This window comes from Paraburkholderia youngii (assembly GCF_013366925.1).
Taxonomy (GTDB): Bacteria; Pseudomonadota; Gammaproteobacteria; order Burkholderiales; family Burkholderiaceae; genus Paraburkholderia; species Paraburkholderia youngii.
In genome coordinates, this window is sequence record NZ_JAALDK010000001.1 from 4,710,585 (window position 1) to 4,726,754 (window position 16,170).

General features: G+C 64.3%; 14 protein-coding genes, 1 other RNA gene and 1 pseudogene. 7 read left to right on the forward strand and 9 right to left on the reverse strand.

Annotated elements, in window-relative coordinates; all coding sequences use genetic code 11:
• Positions 1–56: 56 nt before the first annotated feature.
• The 7 genes from G5S42_RS21565 to ffs all read right to left on the reverse strand — a co-directional run bounded on the left by G5S42_RS21565 (position 57) and on the right by ffs (position 7,453).
• Positions 57–869, reverse strand: coding sequence for an ABC transporter ATP-binding protein (locus G5S42_RS21565; RefSeq protein WP_176108651.1), 813 nt, complete (start codon positions 867–869; stop codon positions 57–59).
• Between the two features lie 75 nt (positions 870–944).
• Positions 945–1,982: an ABC transporter substrate-binding protein gene (locus G5S42_RS21570; RefSeq protein ID WP_176108652.1), complete on the reverse strand. Its 1,038-nt coding sequence runs from the start codon at positions 1,980–1,982 to the stop codon at positions 945–947.
• 159 nt (positions 1,983–2,141) lie between these two features.
• Positions 2,142–3,383, reverse strand: coding sequence for a CaiB/BaiF CoA transferase family protein (locus G5S42_RS21575; RefSeq protein ID WP_176108653.1), 1,242 nt, complete (start codon positions 3,381–3,383; stop codon positions 2,142–2,144).
• Positions 3,384–3,537: 154 nt separating this feature from the next.
• Positions 3,538–4,134 (reverse strand): recombination mediator RecR, encoded by a 597-nt coding sequence (recR, locus tag G5S42_RS21580; RefSeq protein ID WP_018418135.1) that lies wholly within the window; start codon positions 4,132–4,134, stop codon positions 3,538–3,540.
• Positions 4,135–4,275: 141 nt separating this feature from the next.
• The gene (locus tag G5S42_RS21585; RefSeq protein WP_008923976.1) at positions 4,276–4,602 is read right to left on the reverse strand and encodes a YbaB/EbfC family nucleoid-associated protein; all 327 of its coding nucleotides are present in this window, start codon (positions 4,600–4,602) and stop codon (positions 4,276–4,278) included.
• A gap of 73 nt (positions 4,603–4,675) precedes the next feature.
• Entirely contained in the window at positions 4,676–7,171 is a 2,496-nt protein-coding gene (locus tag G5S42_RS21590; protein ID WP_176108654.1) for a DNA polymerase III subunit gamma/tau, read from the reverse strand.
• A gap of 183 nt (positions 7,172–7,354) precedes the next feature.
• Positions 7,355–7,453, reverse strand: an RNA gene (ffs, locus tag G5S42_RS21595) — signal recognition particle sRNA small type.
• A 509-nt stretch (positions 7,454–7,962) separates the two neighbouring features.
• Here ffs and trxA point away from each other — a divergent pair.
• The 7 genes and pseudogenes from trxA (at position 7,963) to G5S42_RS21630 (ending at position 15,086) form a co-directional block, all read left to right on the forward strand.
• Complete coding sequence (gene trxA, locus G5S42_RS21600) at positions 7,963–8,289, forward strand: thioredoxin TrxA (RefSeq protein ID WP_013089343.1); 327 nt, start codon at positions 7,963–7,965, stop codon at positions 8,287–8,289.
• 284 nt (positions 8,290–8,573) lie between these two features.
• Positions 8,574–9,842: a transcription termination factor Rho gene (gene rho / locus G5S42_RS21605; RefSeq protein WP_008921615.1), complete on the forward strand. Its 1,269-nt coding sequence runs from the start codon at positions 8,574–8,576 to the stop codon at positions 9,840–9,842.
• A gap of 151 nt (positions 9,843–9,993) precedes the next feature.
• A pseudogene (locus G5S42_RS45775) lies at positions 9,994–10,197 on the forward strand (MFS transporter); the annotation flags it as partial.
• A 168-nt stretch (positions 10,198–10,365) separates the two neighbouring features.
• A complete protein-coding gene (locus G5S42_RS21615; RefSeq protein ID WP_176108655.1) occupies positions 10,366–11,199 on the forward strand; it encodes a M90 family metallopeptidase in 834 nt (277 codons plus the stop codon).
• A gap of 178 nt (positions 11,200–11,377) precedes the next feature.
• Positions 11,378–11,641: a type B 50S ribosomal protein L31 gene (locus G5S42_RS21620; RefSeq protein ID WP_012400355.1), complete on the forward strand. Its 264-nt coding sequence runs from the start codon at positions 11,378–11,380 to the stop codon at positions 11,639–11,641.
• A gap of 305 nt (positions 11,642–11,946) precedes the next feature.
• On the forward strand, positions 11,947–13,704 hold the full coding sequence (locus G5S42_RS21625; RefSeq protein WP_176108656.1) for an ArnT family glycosyltransferase: 1,758 nt from the start codon (positions 11,947–11,949) through the stop codon (positions 13,702–13,704).
• Positions 13,705–13,706: 2 nt separating this feature from the next.
• The gene (locus G5S42_RS21630) at positions 13,707–15,086 is read left to right on the forward strand and encodes an MATE family efflux transporter (protein WP_176108657.1); all 1,380 of its coding nucleotides are present in this window, start codon (positions 13,707–13,709) and stop codon (positions 15,084–15,086) included.
• 124 nt (positions 15,087–15,210) lie between these two features.
• Here G5S42_RS21630 and G5S42_RS21635 read toward each other — a convergent pair whose 3' ends face one another.
• Together G5S42_RS21635 and G5S42_RS21640 are read right to left on the reverse strand one after the other, a co-directional pair.
• Positions 15,211–15,621, reverse strand: coding sequence for a carboxymuconolactone decarboxylase family protein (locus G5S42_RS21635; RefSeq protein WP_176108658.1), 411 nt, complete (start codon positions 15,619–15,621; stop codon positions 15,211–15,213).
• Positions 15,540–16,067, reverse strand: coding sequence for a MerR family transcriptional regulator (locus G5S42_RS21640; protein ID WP_176108659.1), 528 nt, complete (start codon positions 16,065–16,067; stop codon positions 15,540–15,542). The genes G5S42_RS21635 and G5S42_RS21640 overlap by 82 nt, the downstream gene beginning before the upstream one ends.
• Positions 16,068–16,170 lie beyond the last annotated feature (103 nt).

Consider the following 16,170-nt stretch of genomic DNA (forward strand, 5'->3'; position numbering starts at 1 on the left):
GACGATTGTTGAATGCGTCTTCTCTGTTAATGCGCATGCAGGGATGCGCGGCACGCTTAAACAGCAGTCAGTTGCTGCTGATACCCCTTGAGCACTTCATCGCGCAGCACGCCCCAGATCTGCGCATGCAATTCGACGAAGCGCGGATGCGAACGGATTTCGGCGACATCGCGCGGCCGTGGCAGATCGATCCGGAACTCGCCGATCGGATGCGTGGCGGGGCCGGCCGACAGCACGACCACGCGATCCGACATCGCGATCGCTTCGTCGAGATCGTGCGTGATGAACAGCACCGCCTTGCGCTTCGCGGCCCATAAATCGAGCAGTTCGTTTTCCATCAGCTGCCGAGTTTGAATGTCCAGCGCGGAAAACGGCTCGTCCATCAGGATGATGTCGGGATCGAGGATCAGCGTTTGCGCCATCGCGACGCGCTTGCGCATGCCGCCCGACAGCTGATGCGGATAGCGGTCGCCGAAGCCGCCGAGTCCAACGCGCTTCAACCACTCTTCGGCCTTCGCGCGCGCGTCTGCGGCCGACATGCCGCGAAACGACAGGCCGGCCATCACGTTGTCGAGCGCCGAGCGCCACGGCATCAGCGCATCGGCTTGAAACATGTAGCCCGCGCGGCGATTCAGGCCATCGAGCTTTTCGCCGAACACGCTGACCGCGCCCGTGGACGGCTGCAGCAGCCCCGCGCCGATGTTCAGCAACGTGGACTTGCCGCAGCCAGTCGGCCCGACCACCGACACGAACTCGCCCGGCTCGATACGCAGCGTCGTGTCTTTGACCGCTGTGTAGCGCTGCGCGCGGTTGTCGCGCGCGGCGAACGTGCAGGTGATGTTTTCGAGCGCCAGGGCAGCAACGGTCATCGTACGGCTCGCTTCATGGATCGGGTTTGCGGGGAGATTTCGCGGCGACGCTGGAGACCGCGCGCGCCGCGTCGTTTACGCCTTGACGGTCGTCAGCGCCTTCTTCACGAAGTCGTTGGTCCACGTCTTCGACAGATCGATCTGCGCATTCTGGATCATCGGATCGAACGCTTTCAGCGTCTTCAGCGACGTCGCGGGGCCGTCGGCGGGCATCAGGCCGTCGGGCGACATCGCTTTGCGCACGTGCTGCCACGCGTCGAGATAGAGTGCGCGGTCGCCGAGCAGATAGCTCTCCGGCACCGTATTGATCAGTTCGCTGCCGCTCGCGTTCTGCAGCCACTTGAGCGCGCGCACCATCGAATTGGTCAGCGCCTGCGTGGTGTTCGGGTTCTTCGTGATGAACGACTGCGACGCGTACAGGCAGCCCGCCGGCATGTCGCCGCCGAACACGGTGTGCGTGTCGGCGAGCGTGCGCGTATCGGATACGACGCGCACTTCGCCGGCGCGCTCGAGGCGCGTGACGACCGGATCGAGATTGGCGATCGCGTCGATCTGGCCGGACTGCAGCGCGGCGATTGCACCGGCGCCCGCGCCCACGCCGATGAACGCGACGTCTTTCGGACTGAGCCCGGCTTTCGCGAGCACGAAGCTCGCCATGATCGACGTCGACGAACCCGGCGCGGTCACACCGATCTTCTTGCCCTTCAGATCGGCGATCGACTTGAAGTTCGGCATCGTCTTCTTCGACACCGCGAGCACGATCTGCGGCGCGCGGCCTTGTAGCACGAACTCACGGAACATCTGCTTTTGCGCCTGCAACAGCAGCGTGTGTTCGAACGCGCCGGAGACCACGTCGGCGCTACCGCCGACTGCCGCCTTCAGCGCCTGCGAGCCGCCCGCGAAGTCGGAAATCTCGACTTCGAGCCCTTCGTCCTTGAAGTAGTTGCGGCGCTCGGCGATCGTCAGCGGCAGGTAGTAGAACAGGTTCTTGCCGCCGACCGCGACGGCGACCCTGGTGGTCTCGGGTTTGGCCTGCGCGAAAGCGAACGGTGTGGCCGCGAGCGAGGCGCCCGCGAGCGCCGCACCGCCGGCGAGGAAGGTTCTGCGTTGCATGGTCCGTTGTCTCCAGATTTTTTTAGTCCGGCTTTTGACCGCCCGGGTGCGCGTTGCGCACGCGCTTGGGCACGGTGTGTGGCTTGCCGGTCGCGCGGAGCCGATCGTGCGTCAGCGCCGCGCTTTAAGCGCTCTTCTCAATGCGTTGCACTGTGCGCATCAGACGATCTGTTGCGCCCGCAACCGCGCGATGCCATCAGCATCATAACCCAGTGATTGAAGGACTTCATCGGTATGTTCACCCAGTTCCGGCCCTAGCCAGCGCGTCTCGCCGGGCGTCGCCGACAGCTTCGGCGTGACCGTGGGCAGCGTGATTTCCTTGCCGTCCTGCCACTTGAAACGCTGGATCATCTGCCGCGCGATGAACTGCGGATCGGTGAACATATCGGCGACGCTGTAGATGCGGCCCACCGGTACATCCGCCGCGTTCAGCACCGCGAGCGCTTCGTCGATCGTGCGCGTGGACAGCCACGCGGCGATCGCGGCGTCGATTTCCTGGGTGCGCGGCACGCGGCCGTCGTTATGCGCGAGCGCCGGATCGTTCGCGAGATCGTCGCGTTCGATCGCGATCATCAGCCGCTTGAAGATCGGATCGCTATTGCCGCCGATCACGATGCTGCCGTCGCTGCACGGATAAGTATTGGACGGCACGATGCCCGGCAGCGACGCGCCGGTACGCTCGCGCACCATCCCGTAGACGCCGTATTCGGGCACCACGCTTTCCATCATGTTGAAGACGGCCTCGTACAGCGCGACGTCGACGACCTGCCCCCTGCCGCCGTTCACCTGCGTGTGATGCAGCGCCATCAGCGCGCCGATCACGCCGTGCAGCGCGGCGATCGAATCGCCGATCGAAATGCCGATGCGCGGCGGCGGCAGATCCGGATAGCCGGTGATATGGCGCAGACCGCCCATCGATTCGGCGATCGCACCGAAGCCGGGCCGGTCGCGATACGGACCCGTCTGGCCATAGCCCGACAGACGCACCATTACCAGACCGGGGTTCTCGGCGGACAGCACGTCGTAGCCGAGCCCGAGTTTTTCGAGCAGCCCCGGCCGGAAATTCTCGACGACGATATCGGCCTCTTTCGCGAGCCGCCGCACGATCTCTTTGCCCTCTTCGGCTTTCAGGTTGATCGTGACGGACTTCTTGTTGCGCGCCTGCACGGCCCACCACAGCGAGGTACCGCCCACTTCCGGATACAGCTTGCGCCATTTGCGCAGCGGGTCACCGCCTTTGGGGTCTTCGATCTTGATGACGTCGGCGCCGAATTCGCCGAGAAAACGCGCAGCGAACGGCCCGGCGATCAGCGTGCCGAGTTCCAGCACCTTGACGCCGGCGAGCGGACCGCGTGCGTCATGCTGTGCGGTGCTCGCGCCTGAATCGGGGGTGGCGCTCATGAGTCTCCTTTGTCGGCCAGAGTTGGTGCACAGCGCTTACTCTGATCCCCTGCAAGTGGGTTGCATTATTTTGTATCGCCGTGCGCACTGTCTGCACGACTCGCGACGACGCGTGTCTTCACGGGTACCACGCCGGCCAACGCAAGCCGCATGGCTACATCGAACGACGGTCGAGCATCGCGCGCGCGATCGTGCCCGCGTCGACATATTCGAGTTCGCCGCCCACCGGCACGCCGCGCGCGAGACGCGTGACGGCAAGGCCGCGCGCCTTCAGTGTCTGTCCGAGGTAATGCGCGGTGGCCTCGCCTTCGTTGGTGAAATTGGTGGCCAGCACGACTTCCTTGACGACGCCATCCGACGCGCGCTTCACGAGCCGGTCGAAATGGATCTCCTTCGGGCCGATGCCGTCGAGCGGACTCAACCGCCCCATCAGCACGAAATAGAGGCCGCGATAGGTCATCGTCTGTTCGAGCATGATCTGGTCGGCCGGCGTTTCGACGACGCACAGCAGCGACGGATCGCGCTCCTCATCGAGGCAGACCTCGCAGATCTGCGCTTCGGTAAACGTGTTGCACTTTTCGCAGTGACGCAGATGCTCGGTCGCGAACAACAGCGAACGGCCGAGCTTTTCGGCGCCTTCGCGATCGTGCTGCATCAGGTGATACGCCATGCGTTGCGCGGACTTCGGCCCGACACCGGGCAGCGCGCGCAGCGCTTCGACGAGCGCCGACAGGGCGGAAGGTTGTTTCATGCGGATCGGCGTCGACGTGGGTGGTGCTTGGGTGGGCGAATCGGGATGCGGGGTGGTGCTCGGACCCGGGCGCACTTTCGCACCGCGGCAATGAACCGCCGCGGCGCTCAACCGCTCAGCCCGGTCTCAATCAGGGCAGGTTCAGAACGGCAGCTTGAAGCCCGGCGGCAGCGGCAGGCCGGCGGTCATGCCGCCCATCTTTTCCTGCGCGGTCGCCTCGGCCTTGCGCACGGCGTCGTTGAACGCGGCGGCGACGAGGTCTTCCAGCATGTCCTTGTCGTCCGCGAGCAGGCTCGGGTCGATCGACACGCGGCGCACGTCGTTCTTGCAGGTCATCGTCACCTTGACGAGACCGGCACCCGACTGCCCCTCGACTTCGATCTGCGCGAGTTGCTCCTGCATCTTCTTCATGTTTTCCTGCATCTGCTGGGCTTGCTTCATCAGCCCGGCGAGTTGGCCTTTCATCATGGACGTGCTCCTTCTAGATAGCGTGAAAGCTGGCATTCCGGCGCCGCGCTGCGACGACGCCGCGAACGATGGATCAGCGGGCCGGCGCCGCGCCGTTCGGAGCGGCGTCCGGGTTAATCGGGCGGATCGAGCCCGGCACGATGCTCGCGCCGAATTCGCGAATCAGCGACTGCACGAACGGATCGGCGCTGATTTCGCGCTCGGCCTCCTGCTGGCGCTGCGCGCGCAGCTTCGCGTCGTGCGCTGCAGCGGTACGGCGCGCCGGGCCGACTTCGACCTGCACGTCGACGTTCTGGCCGAGCCGCTCGACGAGCGCTGCTTTCAGTTTAGCGACCTGCGACGCTTCCGCGTATTGCGGCACCGGCACGTTGAGCTTCAGCGTGCTGCCTTCGAGCGCCATCAGTTCGCTGTTGAACGCAAGCTGATACGAGATGCCCTTCAGCGGCAGATCGACCGCGAGCGCGGGCCAGTCGCCGGTGAAACCGAGCGGATCGAGCGGCACCGCGGGCGGCAGCGGGCGTGTGTCGACGACCGGCGCCGGTGCGGCGGCCTGCGCGGCCGGGCCGCCCATGCGGACGTCGTCGGGGCCGTGGTCGAACACCGGCACGAAGTTGTCGTCTGGCGGAATGAAGTACGCGTCGTCCGCGGCCGACAGCGGCATGTAGTCGTCGGGCGGCATATCGTCCCAAGGTGGGCTTGACGGGCTGGTCTGTTGCGCGTTGCCGCTTGCGCCGGTGTGGGCGTCTCGGATGGGCCCAGCCTGCACGGCGCTGTCTTGCGACGCGCGGCGTGGCGCGCCGGGGGTCGGCACCGGCGCGACCACGCGCGGCGCGGCGGGTTTCGGGGCGACCGGCGCGGCCGGCTTGGCGGCCGCGGGCGTGTTGGGGCGGCCACGGTCGGACGATACTTTCATGCCGGCGTTGCGCAGCACGTCGAGCGCGGCGCTCGCGCCGCCCGCGCGACGCGGCGCGGAGTCGGCCGAGGCCGCCGGTGCCGGCGTTGAAGCGGGTGCAGCCAATTCCTGGCGCGCTTCCGGCTCCGGTGCCGTGGCCTCTTCCGCGCGGGCCAGCGCGCTCGGCGCGGACGCAGGTGCGAGGTCAGAAGCTTGGTTCGAGACCGGCGCAGTCGAACCGACGATCGCGGCGCCATCATTCGGGGGCGAGTCTTCCCAAGGTGCCAGCGGACGTGCCGACATAGCCGGTGCGTCTGTCACGCGCGCTGCTTCAGCTTGCGCGGTGTCGGCTGCGGGCTTCGCGATCGGCTTTGCGACCGGCGCGGTCGATTTCATCGCATCGCCCGGTTCCTCGCCGGCGACGCCCACCTGAGGTCCGCGAGTCGGCGCAGCGGCCGCCATGGCCGTCGCGGACGAAGGCGACAGCGCGCGCAGCGCGGCAACCGTCGGTGCACCAGAACGCTTCGCACCGGCGCCGGCCGCACCGGTCTGCGCGCCAGCGGCTCCCGCCGCCCCACCTCCGCCGGCTGTTGGCGCCGGCTCGAACGCGAGCATGCGCAGCAGCGTCATCGTGAAGCCAGCGTATTCGTCGGGCGCGAGGCCCAGCTCGCTTCGGCCGATCGTTGCGATCTGATAGAACAGTTGCACCTGCTCGGCGCTCAAGCTGTCGGCGAAGCGGCGCAACTCGGCCGCCTCCGGCCATTCGTCGAGCACCGACGAAGGCGCGAACTGCGCCCACGCGATCCGATGCAGCAGGCTCGCCAGATCCTGCAGCGCCGTCGAAAACGACAGACTGCGCAAGGCCATTTCATCGGCGACCGCGAGCACCGCCGCGCCGTCGCCCTGCGCGAGCGCGTCGAGCAGGCGGATCAGATAGCTTTGGTCGAGCGCGCCGAGCATGCCGCGCACCGCGTCTTCGCTGACCTGGTTCGCCGAATAGGCTATCGCCTGATCAGTCAGCGATAGCGCGTCGCGCATCGAACCGTCGGCCGCGCGCGCGAGCAGGCGCAACGCCTGCGCCTCGTGAGGCACGTTTTCTTCGCCGAGAATGCGTTCGAGATGCGACACGATATGGCCGGCCGGCATCTGCTTCAGATTGAACTGCAGGCAGCGCGACAGCACGGTGACAGGAATCTTCTGCGGGTCGGTGGTCGCGAGGATGAACTTGACGTGCGGCGGCGGCTCTTCGAGCGTCTTCAGCATCGCGTTGAACGCGTGGTTCGTCAGCATGTGCACTTCGTCGATCATGTAGACCTTGAAGCGCGCATCGACGGGCGCATACACCGCGCGCTCGAGCAGCGCGGCCATTTCATCGACGCCGCGATTGCTCGCCGCGTCCATCTCGACGTAATCGACGAAGCGCCCTTCATCGATCTCGCGACACGCACGGCACACGCCGCACGGCGTCGACGTCACGCCGGTCTCGCAATTGAGTGCCTTCGCGAAGATGCGCGACAGCGTGGTCTTGCCGACGCCGCGCGTACCTGTAAACAAATAGGCATGGTGCAGACGGCCGCCGTCGAGCGCATGGGTGAGCGCGCGCACCACGTGCTCCTGTCCGACGAGCGAAGCGAAATCCTTCGGCCGCCATTTGCGTGCGAGAACTTGATAGGTCATCCGGAAATTGTATCAGTAACAATGGCGCGCAAAACCTATTCGGCAAGACGCGCGAACGCGCGACACGGCCACGACGATGCTCGGTCCGAACACGGCGAACGATCAATATTGAAGCGGGGAATACTATGAAGGACAGCCTGCGGAGAATCCGTGAGAACGGCCGCGGAGAAAGAAGCAAAGGAAGGTGACGAGCCCGACCCTCGGCACTGGTGGAAAACGGCTGTGGCTGCTTCGTTCCCGACCTGACCAGGTTGACCATCCCTCCATGCGAGGAGGCCCGTCACGAAAGATTCTATCATTGCCGCGCGCATTGTGCGACTGTTGATATGCGCAAAACGCGAACGACGCTCCGCTTCGAACCGCTTCATAGTGTCAACGTCCGCTTGCTGCACGCCGCCCGACGTCATCCCAGCCGCCGCGACGACACCCGCCACGCAAGGCACTTGAGTTCGCCGGGCCCGCCACCATTTAGATTGCAACGCGGTATCCGTGTGCCGCAGACACCGGCCGACGCCGCGGCGGCGACCTATTAGCCCCACTGACCTAATGAGTACTATCGCCATCGGCAACGCATAGCGAATTAAGCTACACTGCCAGTTGAAAGACCCGCATACGCGACTCTTTCCGCGCATTCCGTGAAAATCCGGCATTTTTTCAGACGGTTTTTCTGATTTTCACAGGCATGCGCGGCGGGTCTCCGGATGCGGCAAAGCGAACGGAAATTTTCCCGGTTTTTGACGTATCGTGGCGAGCAATTCAGGCGGGCCTCGAACCGACAGAGGTATTCATAAATGAGCGAACAAATTAAGCATATTAGCGACGCATCGTTCGAACAGGACGTCGTGAAATCCGATAAACCCGTGCTGCTCGATTTCTGGGCCGAATGGTGCGGTCCCTGCAAGATGATCGCGCCGATCCTCGACGAAGTCGCGAAGGACTACGCCGATCGTCTGCAAGTCGCGAAGATCAATGTCGACGAGCATCAGTCCACGCCGGTCAAGTTCGGCGTGCGCGGCATCCCCACGCTGATCCTGTTCAAAAATGGCGCCGTCGCCGCTCAGAAGGTCGGCGCTCTGTCGAAGTCGCAACTCACCGCGTTCCTCGACGGCAACCTGTAAGACATACAGAAGCACGTCGCGGCGCTCGCGGGTTGATCGCGCGCCGCGAGCAGTTGAGAATCGGGCGCATCGGTGGATGCAAACCACCGCGCCCGCCGGTCAAGCGTGTTGTCAACCGGCAACACGCTTTACGACAAAGATGCCACTCCGCCGCACTGGCGGAAATTGGCGTGTGCTATGCTAGAATCCAGAAAACGTCGAAAAGACGTGTAAGTCTTTGAGCGGTTCCGCTCACCCTCCTCCCAGATTTCATTTCGTCGCACCTTCTCCTGCGGGTTCTCCGTATGCATTTATCCGAGCTTAAGACTCTGCACGTGTCCCAATTGATCGAGATGGCCAATGGCCTCGAGATCGAAAGCGCGAACCGCCTGCGCAAGCAGGAATTGATGTTCGCCATTCTAAAAAAACGAGCCAAAGCGGGCGACACGATCTTCGGCGACGGCACCCTCGAAGTGTTGCCGGACGGTTTCGGCTTCTTGCGTTCGCCGGAAACCTCCTACCTCGCCAGCACGGATGATATCTACATCAGCCCGTCGCAAATCCGCCGCTTCAATCTGCATACGGGCGACACGATCGAAGGCGAAGTGCGCACGCCGAAAGACGGCGAGCGCTATTTCGCGCTGGTGAAGGTCGACAAGGTCAACGGCCAGCCGCCGGAGGCCTCGAAGCACAAGATCATGTTCGAAAACCTGACGCCGCTGCACCCGAACAAGGTGCTGCTGCTCGAACGTGAAATGCGTGGCGAAGAGAACGTGACGGGCCGCATCATCGACATGATCGCGCCGATCGGCAAGGGCCAGCGCGGCCTGCTCGTCGCCTCGCCGAAGTCGGGCAAAACGGTGATGCTTCAGCACATTGCGCACGCAATCAAACAGAACCATCCCGACGTCGTGCTGTTCGTGCTGCTGATCGACGAGCGCCCGGAAGAAGTGACGGAAATGCAGCGTTCGGTGGCAGGCGAAGTGATCGCCTCCACGTTCGACGAACCCGCCGCGCGTCACGTGCAGGTCGCCGAAATGGTGATCGAGAAGGCCAAGCGCCTCGTCGAAATGAAGAACGACGTCGTGATTCTGCTCGACTCGATCACCCGTCTCGCGCGCGCTTACAACACGGTGGTACCGGCCTCCGGCAAGGTGCTCACGGGTGGTGTCGACGCGAACGCGCTGCAGCGTCCCAAGCGCTTCTTCGGCGCGGCGCGCAACATCGAGGAAGGCGGATCGCTGACCATCATCGGCACGGCGCTGATCGAAACCGGCAGCCGCATGGACGACGTGATCTACGAAGAGTTCAAGGGCACCGGCAACATGGAAGTGCACCTCGAGCGCCGTCTCGCCGAGAAGCGCGTCTACCCGTCGATCAACCTGAACAAGTCGGGCACGCGCCGCGAAGAGTTGCTGATCAAGCCCGAAGTGCTGCAGAAGATCTGGGTACTGCGCAAGTTCATTCACGACATGGACGAAGTCGAGTCGATGGAATTCCTGCTCGACAAGATCCGCCAGACGAAGAGCAACTCCGAGTTCTTCGACATGATGCGTCGTGGTGGCGGCAGCTAACGCGCGACGTTCGTGCCGGCCGTAGCGGCCGGCAACTGCACAGCATGAAAAACCGCTCGCAGATTGCGAGCTGTTTTTTTTGGCCAGCTATATCGCGGGTGGCGTCAATGCACCGCCGGACGAGCTCGCGTGGGCGTCGAGCGCCTATGCGCTCGTGTTGCTGTTCATCGCGCAGCTGATCGCGAATCTGACTTTCCGCATCTTCGCGATCGAAGAGTTCACGTACGGCTACCGGTTGAAAAACATCGTGTGGCAGTTGACCATCTCCTTCGCGACCGCCTCGGTGATCATCATCGAACAGCACCGGCTCGCGCTGCATCAAAGTCGCCTCGCGGAGTCCGTGAATCCGTACAATTCGGTCTACTAGAAGACGCTCGCGAATCGCGACGATCAGCCGGTCGGTCGCGCAGTAGGCCAATTTTCTCGCGTCGCTCGACGGCTTCCATTTTCTGATCGGCGTCACGATTTGCGGCGGCCTGTTCGCCGCGTGGTAAAAACAGATCGACTGAAGGTGGGCTCAAGCATGCTGTCGAAACTCACGAACTGGCTGGGCACACGGCGTCGCGAGCGCGCGCTGCGCGACTACGCGATCGACGATTCCTTATGGCAGGCAACACTCGCCGGCCTGCCCTTTCTCACACATCTGGAAGCCCCCGATCTCGCACGGCTACGCGAGCTGACGAGTCTCTTCCTCGCGCAGAAGGAATTCTCGACTGCGCACGAGCTCGAACTGACCGATGCGATGACGGTCGGCATCGCCGCGCAGGCGTGCCTGCCGGTGCTGAACCTGAGCCTCGATCTGTATCGCGGCTGGGTTGGCGTAATCGTCTATCCGGGCGAGTTCGTGATCCGCAAGACCGTCGAGGACGAAGACGGCGTCGTGCACGAGATCGAACACGACGCCAGTGGCGAGGCGTGGGAAGGCGGCCCGGTGGTGCTGTCGTGGGAAGACGCGCAGATGACCGACGGCAGCGACGCATACAACGTCGTGATCCACGAGTTCGCGCACAAGATCGACATGCTGAACGGCGAAGCGGATGGCCACCCGCCGCTGATGCGCCGCTGGCACGCGCCGCTCGATGCGCAGGCATGGGCCGACGTGTTCGACCACGCATACGATCATTTCTGCGCGAAAGTCGACGCTGTGCCCGAGCGACGTTGGACGCGTTTCGAACGCGAGTCGCTGATCGATCCGTATGCGGCGGACCATCCGTCGGAATTCTTCGCCGTATGCAGCGAGGCGCTGTTCGTGAAGCCACAAGCGTTCGAGGCGGAGTATCCGGAACTGTACCGGCTGCTCGCGCGCTACTATCGGCAAGATCCTGCGCGCGTCGGATTGACGTTCACGCCGGTTTGAGACGCTGCAAACGGGCGCCGCTTGCGCCGCAATAGAATCTAGTGGCAGAAAAATCGCCAAGCGACTGATTTTCTGGCATAATCGCGGTTTTTCGACCGTAGGCAAGTGGCTCGCGCCTGAAGGCAGTCTAAATTAAGACTGCACGCGGGTTGGCTACCGCCAGATTAAAGGAAAGACCATGAAAGAAGGCATTCACCCGGATTACCGCGAAGTCCTGTTCATCGATATGTCGAACGACTTCAAGTTCGTGACGCGCTCGACCATCCAGACGCGCGAAACCGCGGAATTCAACGGCAAGACCTACCCGCTCGCGAAGATCGAAGTGTCGTCGGAATCGCACCCGTTCTACACCGGCCAGCAAAAGATCATGGACACGGCCGGCCGCGTCGAGAAGTTCAACAAGAAGTTCGGCGCCCGCGCTTCCGGCAAGGCAGCAAAGTAATACCGCAACGGTGCCGGCTTCCGGCCGGCAACGGAGCAAACAGAAAGGGCAGCGCGAGCTGCCCTTTTTTGTCGCCTGCGCGTGGGCGGCCGCTGGGTCGCATACCCGCGACGGCATAACCCGTAACCAGCACACCGCGCTTTCACGACACCTGTTACAGGTTGTCCATCGACGTTGCCGGGCGTTACCGGCCGTGACGTGCATCGCACCGCACGACTACAATGCCGGATGCTCGAAACGGGCCCTCCCGCCCTGACTTGCCGGACCGCTCCGGCTGCATCGTTTATCCAGACTCCACACACCGCATGAGACCTGTCGTCCGCCTCACCGCCTCTGCGACCAGTGCGTTGCCGCGCTGGCTGCTGCTGGCCATCTGTATCCTCTACGCCTCGTTCGGCCTGTTCGGTCGCGATCCGTGGAAGAACGAGGACGCGGCTGGCTTCGGCGTCATGTGGACGATGGCGAATGGCGGCGCGCACGACTGGCTGCTGCCTAACCTCGTGGGCAAATATCTGACCGAGGACGGCCCGCTCGGCTACTGGCTCGGAGCGAGCGCGATCCGCGTCCTCGCACCTTGGGTCGACTCGAGCAACGCGTCGCGCGTGTTCACCGGCCTGCTGTTCTGCGCGGGCTGCGCGTTCGTCTGGTACGCGGCGTATCTGCTCGGCCGGCGCGCCGAAGTGCAGCCGTTCAAATACGCGTTTGGAGGCGAGCCCGAACCGCGCGACTACGGCCGCACGCTCGCCGATGGCGCACTGCTCATCCTGCTCGCGTGCTTCGGCCTCGCCGAGCGCGGCCACGAAACCACGCCGCAGCTCGTCCAGTTCGTCTGCATCGCGATGCTCGTCTACGGCCTCGTGCGCATGATCGACAAGCCGATCCAGGGCGCGCTGATCTGGGGCCTCGCGATCGGCCTCGTCACGCTCGCGAGCAGCCCGGTGCTGGTCGGCGCGCTGCTGCTCGGCACGCTCGCGATGACGCTGATCGTGCGCGAAACGCGTTCGCGCTGGCTGCTGCTCGCGGGTCTGCCCGTCGCGCTGGTGCTCGCGGTATCGTGGCCGATCATCGCGCTTGCCGCATTCCCCGACGACGCCGTCTGGTATCTGAACCAGTGGCTGCACGTGAGCCTGAGTTCGTTCGCGGGCCCACCCGGTTCGGTCGCCGCCTATGCGCTGAAAAACCTGCCGCTCTTCACATGGCCCGCGTGGCCGCTCGCGCTGTGGTCGTGGTTCAGCTGGAAGGGCCTGCGGCGCGCGCCGCACGTGGCGATTCCACTGTCGGTGATCGGGCCGCTGTTCGTGCTCGTGGTGCTGCAAAGCCACCAATCGAATCGACTCTACATGCTGCTGCTGCCGCCGCTCGCGGTGCTCGCCACTTTTGCGCTGCCGACGCTCAAGCGCGGCGCGATCAACGCGATCGACTGGTTCGCGCTGCTGAGCTTCACGATCCTCGGCAGCTTCGTGTGGGCCGTGTATGTGGCGAGTCTGACCGGTTTTCCGCATCCGCTTGCGCGCAATCTCGCGCGGCTCGCGCCCGGCTTCGTGCCGCAGTTCAAGATTCTGTCGTTTATCTGCGCGATCGCGGTGACCGTCTGCTGGTTCCTGCTGGTGCGCTGGCGTCTCGCGCGTCATCCGAAGGTGTTGTGGCGCAGCGTGGTGCTGTCGAGCGCCGGCACGACGCTGATGTGGGTGCTGCTGATGACGCTGTGGCTGCCGGTCGTCAACTACAGCCGGACTTATCGCGACGTCGCGCAGCAGATCGCCAACCACTTGCCCGATGACTACACCTGCATCTCGCCGGTGCGCCTCGGCAATGCGCAAATCGCGACGTTCGCGTATTTCGGCGACATGCATTTCTCGTTCGACCAGGACTGCGACGTGATCCTGCGTCAGGACTCGCAGGACTACGGCGACCCGAGCGCGCTGCCCGACTACATCTGGAAGCTCGTGTGGGAAGGCCGCCGCGCGGCCGACCGCGACGAGCGCTTCCGCCTGTACGTGCGCATCGACCGTCCGAAGCCGCCGCCCGGCAAGCGCCGCAACTGGCACAAAAAGCCCGACTGACCATGTTCGCCGACGTACGGAAAATCGCCGCGCTCGCGTGGCCCGTATTGATCGGCCAACTGGCCATCATCGCGTTCGGCGTAATCGATACGGCGATGGTCGGGCGCTACTCGGCCGTCGATCTGGCCGCCCTCGGTCTCGGCTCGTCGATCTACGTCTCGGTCTATATCGGCCTGACCGGCATCCTGACCGCGCTGCAGCCGATCGCCGCGCAACTGTACGGCGCGCGCCGCTACGGCGAGATCGGCGAAGAGGTGCGCCAGTCATGGTGGCTCGCCGCCGCGCTGACCGTGATCGGCTTTCTGATCCTGTTCTTCCCCGGGCCGCTGTTGTCGTTGTCGCACGTGCCCGACGCGCTGCACGAGCGAACCCTCGCGTATCTGCGGATTCTCGCGTTCGGGCTGCCCGCCGGCCTCGCGTTCCGGGTCTACAGTTCCGTTGCCAACGCGCTCGGCAAACCGCGGCTCGTGATGTTCCTCCAGATCGCCGCGCTGCTGCTGAAAATTCCGCTCAATACCTGGTTCATTTTCGGCGGCCTCGGCGTGCCGGCGCTGGGCGGTCCGGGCTGCGCGCTTGCGAGCACGCTGCTCAACTGGGCGCTCGCGGCGCTTGGCATGCTGCTGCTCGCGCGCGTCGACGATTTCAAGGCGCTCGGTATCTTCACGCAATTCTGCTGGCCGGTCTGGAAGCGCCAGGCCGCACAACTGCGGCTCGGTATTCCGATGGGGTTGTCGTATCTGATCGAGGTCACGTCGTACACGTTCATGGCGCTCTTCATCGCGCGCTTCGGCACGACGACGCTCGCCGGGCATCAGATCGCCGGCAATATCGGCGCGGTGCTGTATATGACGCCGCTGTCGATCGGCATCGCGTCGTCGACGTTGGTCGCGCAGGCGCTCGGCGCGCATCGGCCGCAAGCGGCGCGCACGCTGTCGCGTCACGGCATCGCGATGGCGGTTGCGCTCGCGTGCTGCTATGGCGCGCTCGTGCTGGTGCTGCGGCCGTATATCGTCGACGGCTATACGACGAACGCGCAGGTCGCGACGAAGGCGTTGCCACTGGTGCTGATCGTCGCCTGCTACCACCTGTTCGACGCTTTGCAGATCACGACCGCGTTCGTGCTGCGCGCCTACAAGGTCGCGGTCGTGCCGACCGTCATCTATGCAGTCGCGCTGTGGGGTGTCGGGCTCGGCGGCGGCTATGCGCTCGGCTTCGATACAACCGGCCTCACGCCGTCCTGGCTCACCGGCGCGCGCGGGTTCTGGGTCGCAAATACTGCCAGTCTCGCGATTGCCGGGGCCGGCTTGCTCGTGTATTGGCGGATCGTGAGCCAGCGCTATTTGCGCAAGACCGCTGCAGTGCGGGTTGATTCGGCTGTATGAGGCGATGGGGGCTCAGGAAGGCCTCGAATCGAACTGATGGGACCGTTAGTTGCACCCCAAAACCGGGGGCGAGACTCTAGCCGTCCTGCATCCGCCATCCCTCTCCCCGTGCAGATCAGCCCTCTCACGCGGCGCACGCGGCCTCCCCCTCCCGATCCCTGGCCTCGAATATTTCGCGCGCCGCGAACAACGCATTGAGCGCGGCCGGAAAGCCCGCATAAAGCGCCATCTGCATGAACACCTCGACGATCTGCTCGCGCGTGCAGCCGACGTTCAGCGCCGCCTCGATATGCACTTTCAACTGCGGCTGCGCACAGCCGAGGGTCGCGAGCGACGCGATCGTCGCAATCTCACGCGTGCGCAGATCGAGCTGCGGCCGGCTGTAGATGTCGCCGAAGCCGAATTCGATCAGCAGGCGCCCGAATTCCGGCGCGATCGGTGCAAGCGCGGCGATTACCTGCTCGCCCGCCGAACCGTCGATTTCCCTGAGCTTGTCCCATCCGCGCGTGTAGCGGTCGTTGTCTGCGTAGTCCATTGCAAGTCCTCATTGGCGTGTGAGGACGACGAGGCTTCGTCGTCCTGTCGTGCCGGATCGGGCTCAAGCGCGCCGCTCGTGGCTGCCTCGTAGTACGCGATCTTGTCGTCGATCGCGCCGAGGTTGCTCTGCAGTTCGGCGATCCGCGCGAGCAGCACGGTGCGATGCGCGACCAGCAGGTCGCGGCGCTCGCGCATCGTCAGATGGCCTTGCGCGCGCAGCGCGGCGATCTGCTGCATGCCGGAAATCGACATGCCCGTCGTCTTCAGACGCATCACGAAGCGTAACCAGTCGAGATCGGCCGGCGAGTACAGCCGGTGCCCCGCCTGCGTGCGCCCGACCGGCCGGATCAGGCCGGCCTGCTCGTAATAGCGCAGCGTGTGCGTGGATACGCCGATCGTTTCGGCGACCTGACCGATGGTGAGCGCGGTTGAGTGTTTCGACATGACGGACTCAGGTTAGGACTTCGAGTGCACTCTAAGTCAAGCGTCGGACGGTGTCATCCGCCGGCGTTACCCATTCTTTATCGCAAGCGCTTTATCGTGACCG

What these genes read in the sequence shown, in the direction of transcription:
- G5S42_RS21565 (WP_176108651.1), bottom strand. Translation starts at nt 869, where the DNA reads ATGACCGTTGCTGCCCTGGCGCTCGAAAACATCACCTGCACGTTCGCC.
- G5S42_RS21570 (WP_176108652.1), bottom strand. Translation starts at nt 1,982, where the DNA reads ATGCAACGCAGAACCTTCCTCGCCGGCGGTGCGGCGCTCGCGGGCGCC.
- G5S42_RS21575 (WP_176108653.1), bottom strand. Translation starts at nt 3,383, where the DNA reads ATGAGCGCCACCCCCGATTCAGGCGCGAGCACCGCACAGCATGACGCA.
- recR (WP_018418135.1), bottom strand. Translation starts at nt 4,134, where the DNA reads ATGAAACAACCTTCCGCCCTGTCGGCGCTCGTCGAAGCGCTGCGCGCG.
- G5S42_RS21585 (WP_008923976.1), bottom strand. Translation starts at nt 4,602, where the DNA reads ATGATGAAAGGCCAACTCGCCGGGCTGATGAAGCAAGCCCAGCAGATG.
- G5S42_RS21590 (WP_176108654.1), bottom strand. Translation starts at nt 7,171, where the DNA reads ATGACCTATCAAGTTCTCGCACGCAAATGGCGGCCGAAGGATTTCGCT.
- trxA (WP_013089343.1), top strand. Translation starts at nt 7,963, where the DNA reads ATGAGCGAACAAATTAAGCATATTAGCGACGCATCGTTCGAACAGGAC.
- rho (WP_008921615.1), top strand. Translation starts at nt 8,574, where the DNA reads ATGCATTTATCCGAGCTTAAGACTCTGCACGTGTCCCAATTGATCGAG.
- G5S42_RS21615 (WP_176108655.1), top strand. Translation starts at nt 10,366, where the DNA reads ATGCTGTCGAAACTCACGAACTGGCTGGGCACACGGCGTCGCGAGCGC.
- G5S42_RS21620 (WP_012400355.1), top strand. Translation starts at nt 11,378, where the DNA reads ATGAAAGAAGGCATTCACCCGGATTACCGCGAAGTCCTGTTCATCGAT.
- G5S42_RS21625 (WP_176108656.1), top strand. Translation starts at nt 11,947, where the DNA reads ATGAGACCTGTCGTCCGCCTCACCGCCTCTGCGACCAGTGCGTTGCCG.
- G5S42_RS21630 (WP_176108657.1), top strand. Translation starts at nt 13,707, where the DNA reads ATGTTCGCCGACGTACGGAAAATCGCCGCGCTCGCGTGGCCCGTATTG.
- G5S42_RS21635 (WP_176108658.1), bottom strand. Translation starts at nt 15,621, where the DNA reads ATGGACTACGCAGACAACGACCGCTACACGCGCGGATGGGACAAGCTC.
- G5S42_RS21640 (WP_176108659.1), bottom strand. Translation starts at nt 16,067, where the DNA reads ATGTCGAAACACTCAACCGCGCTCACCATCGGTCAGGTCGCCGAAACG.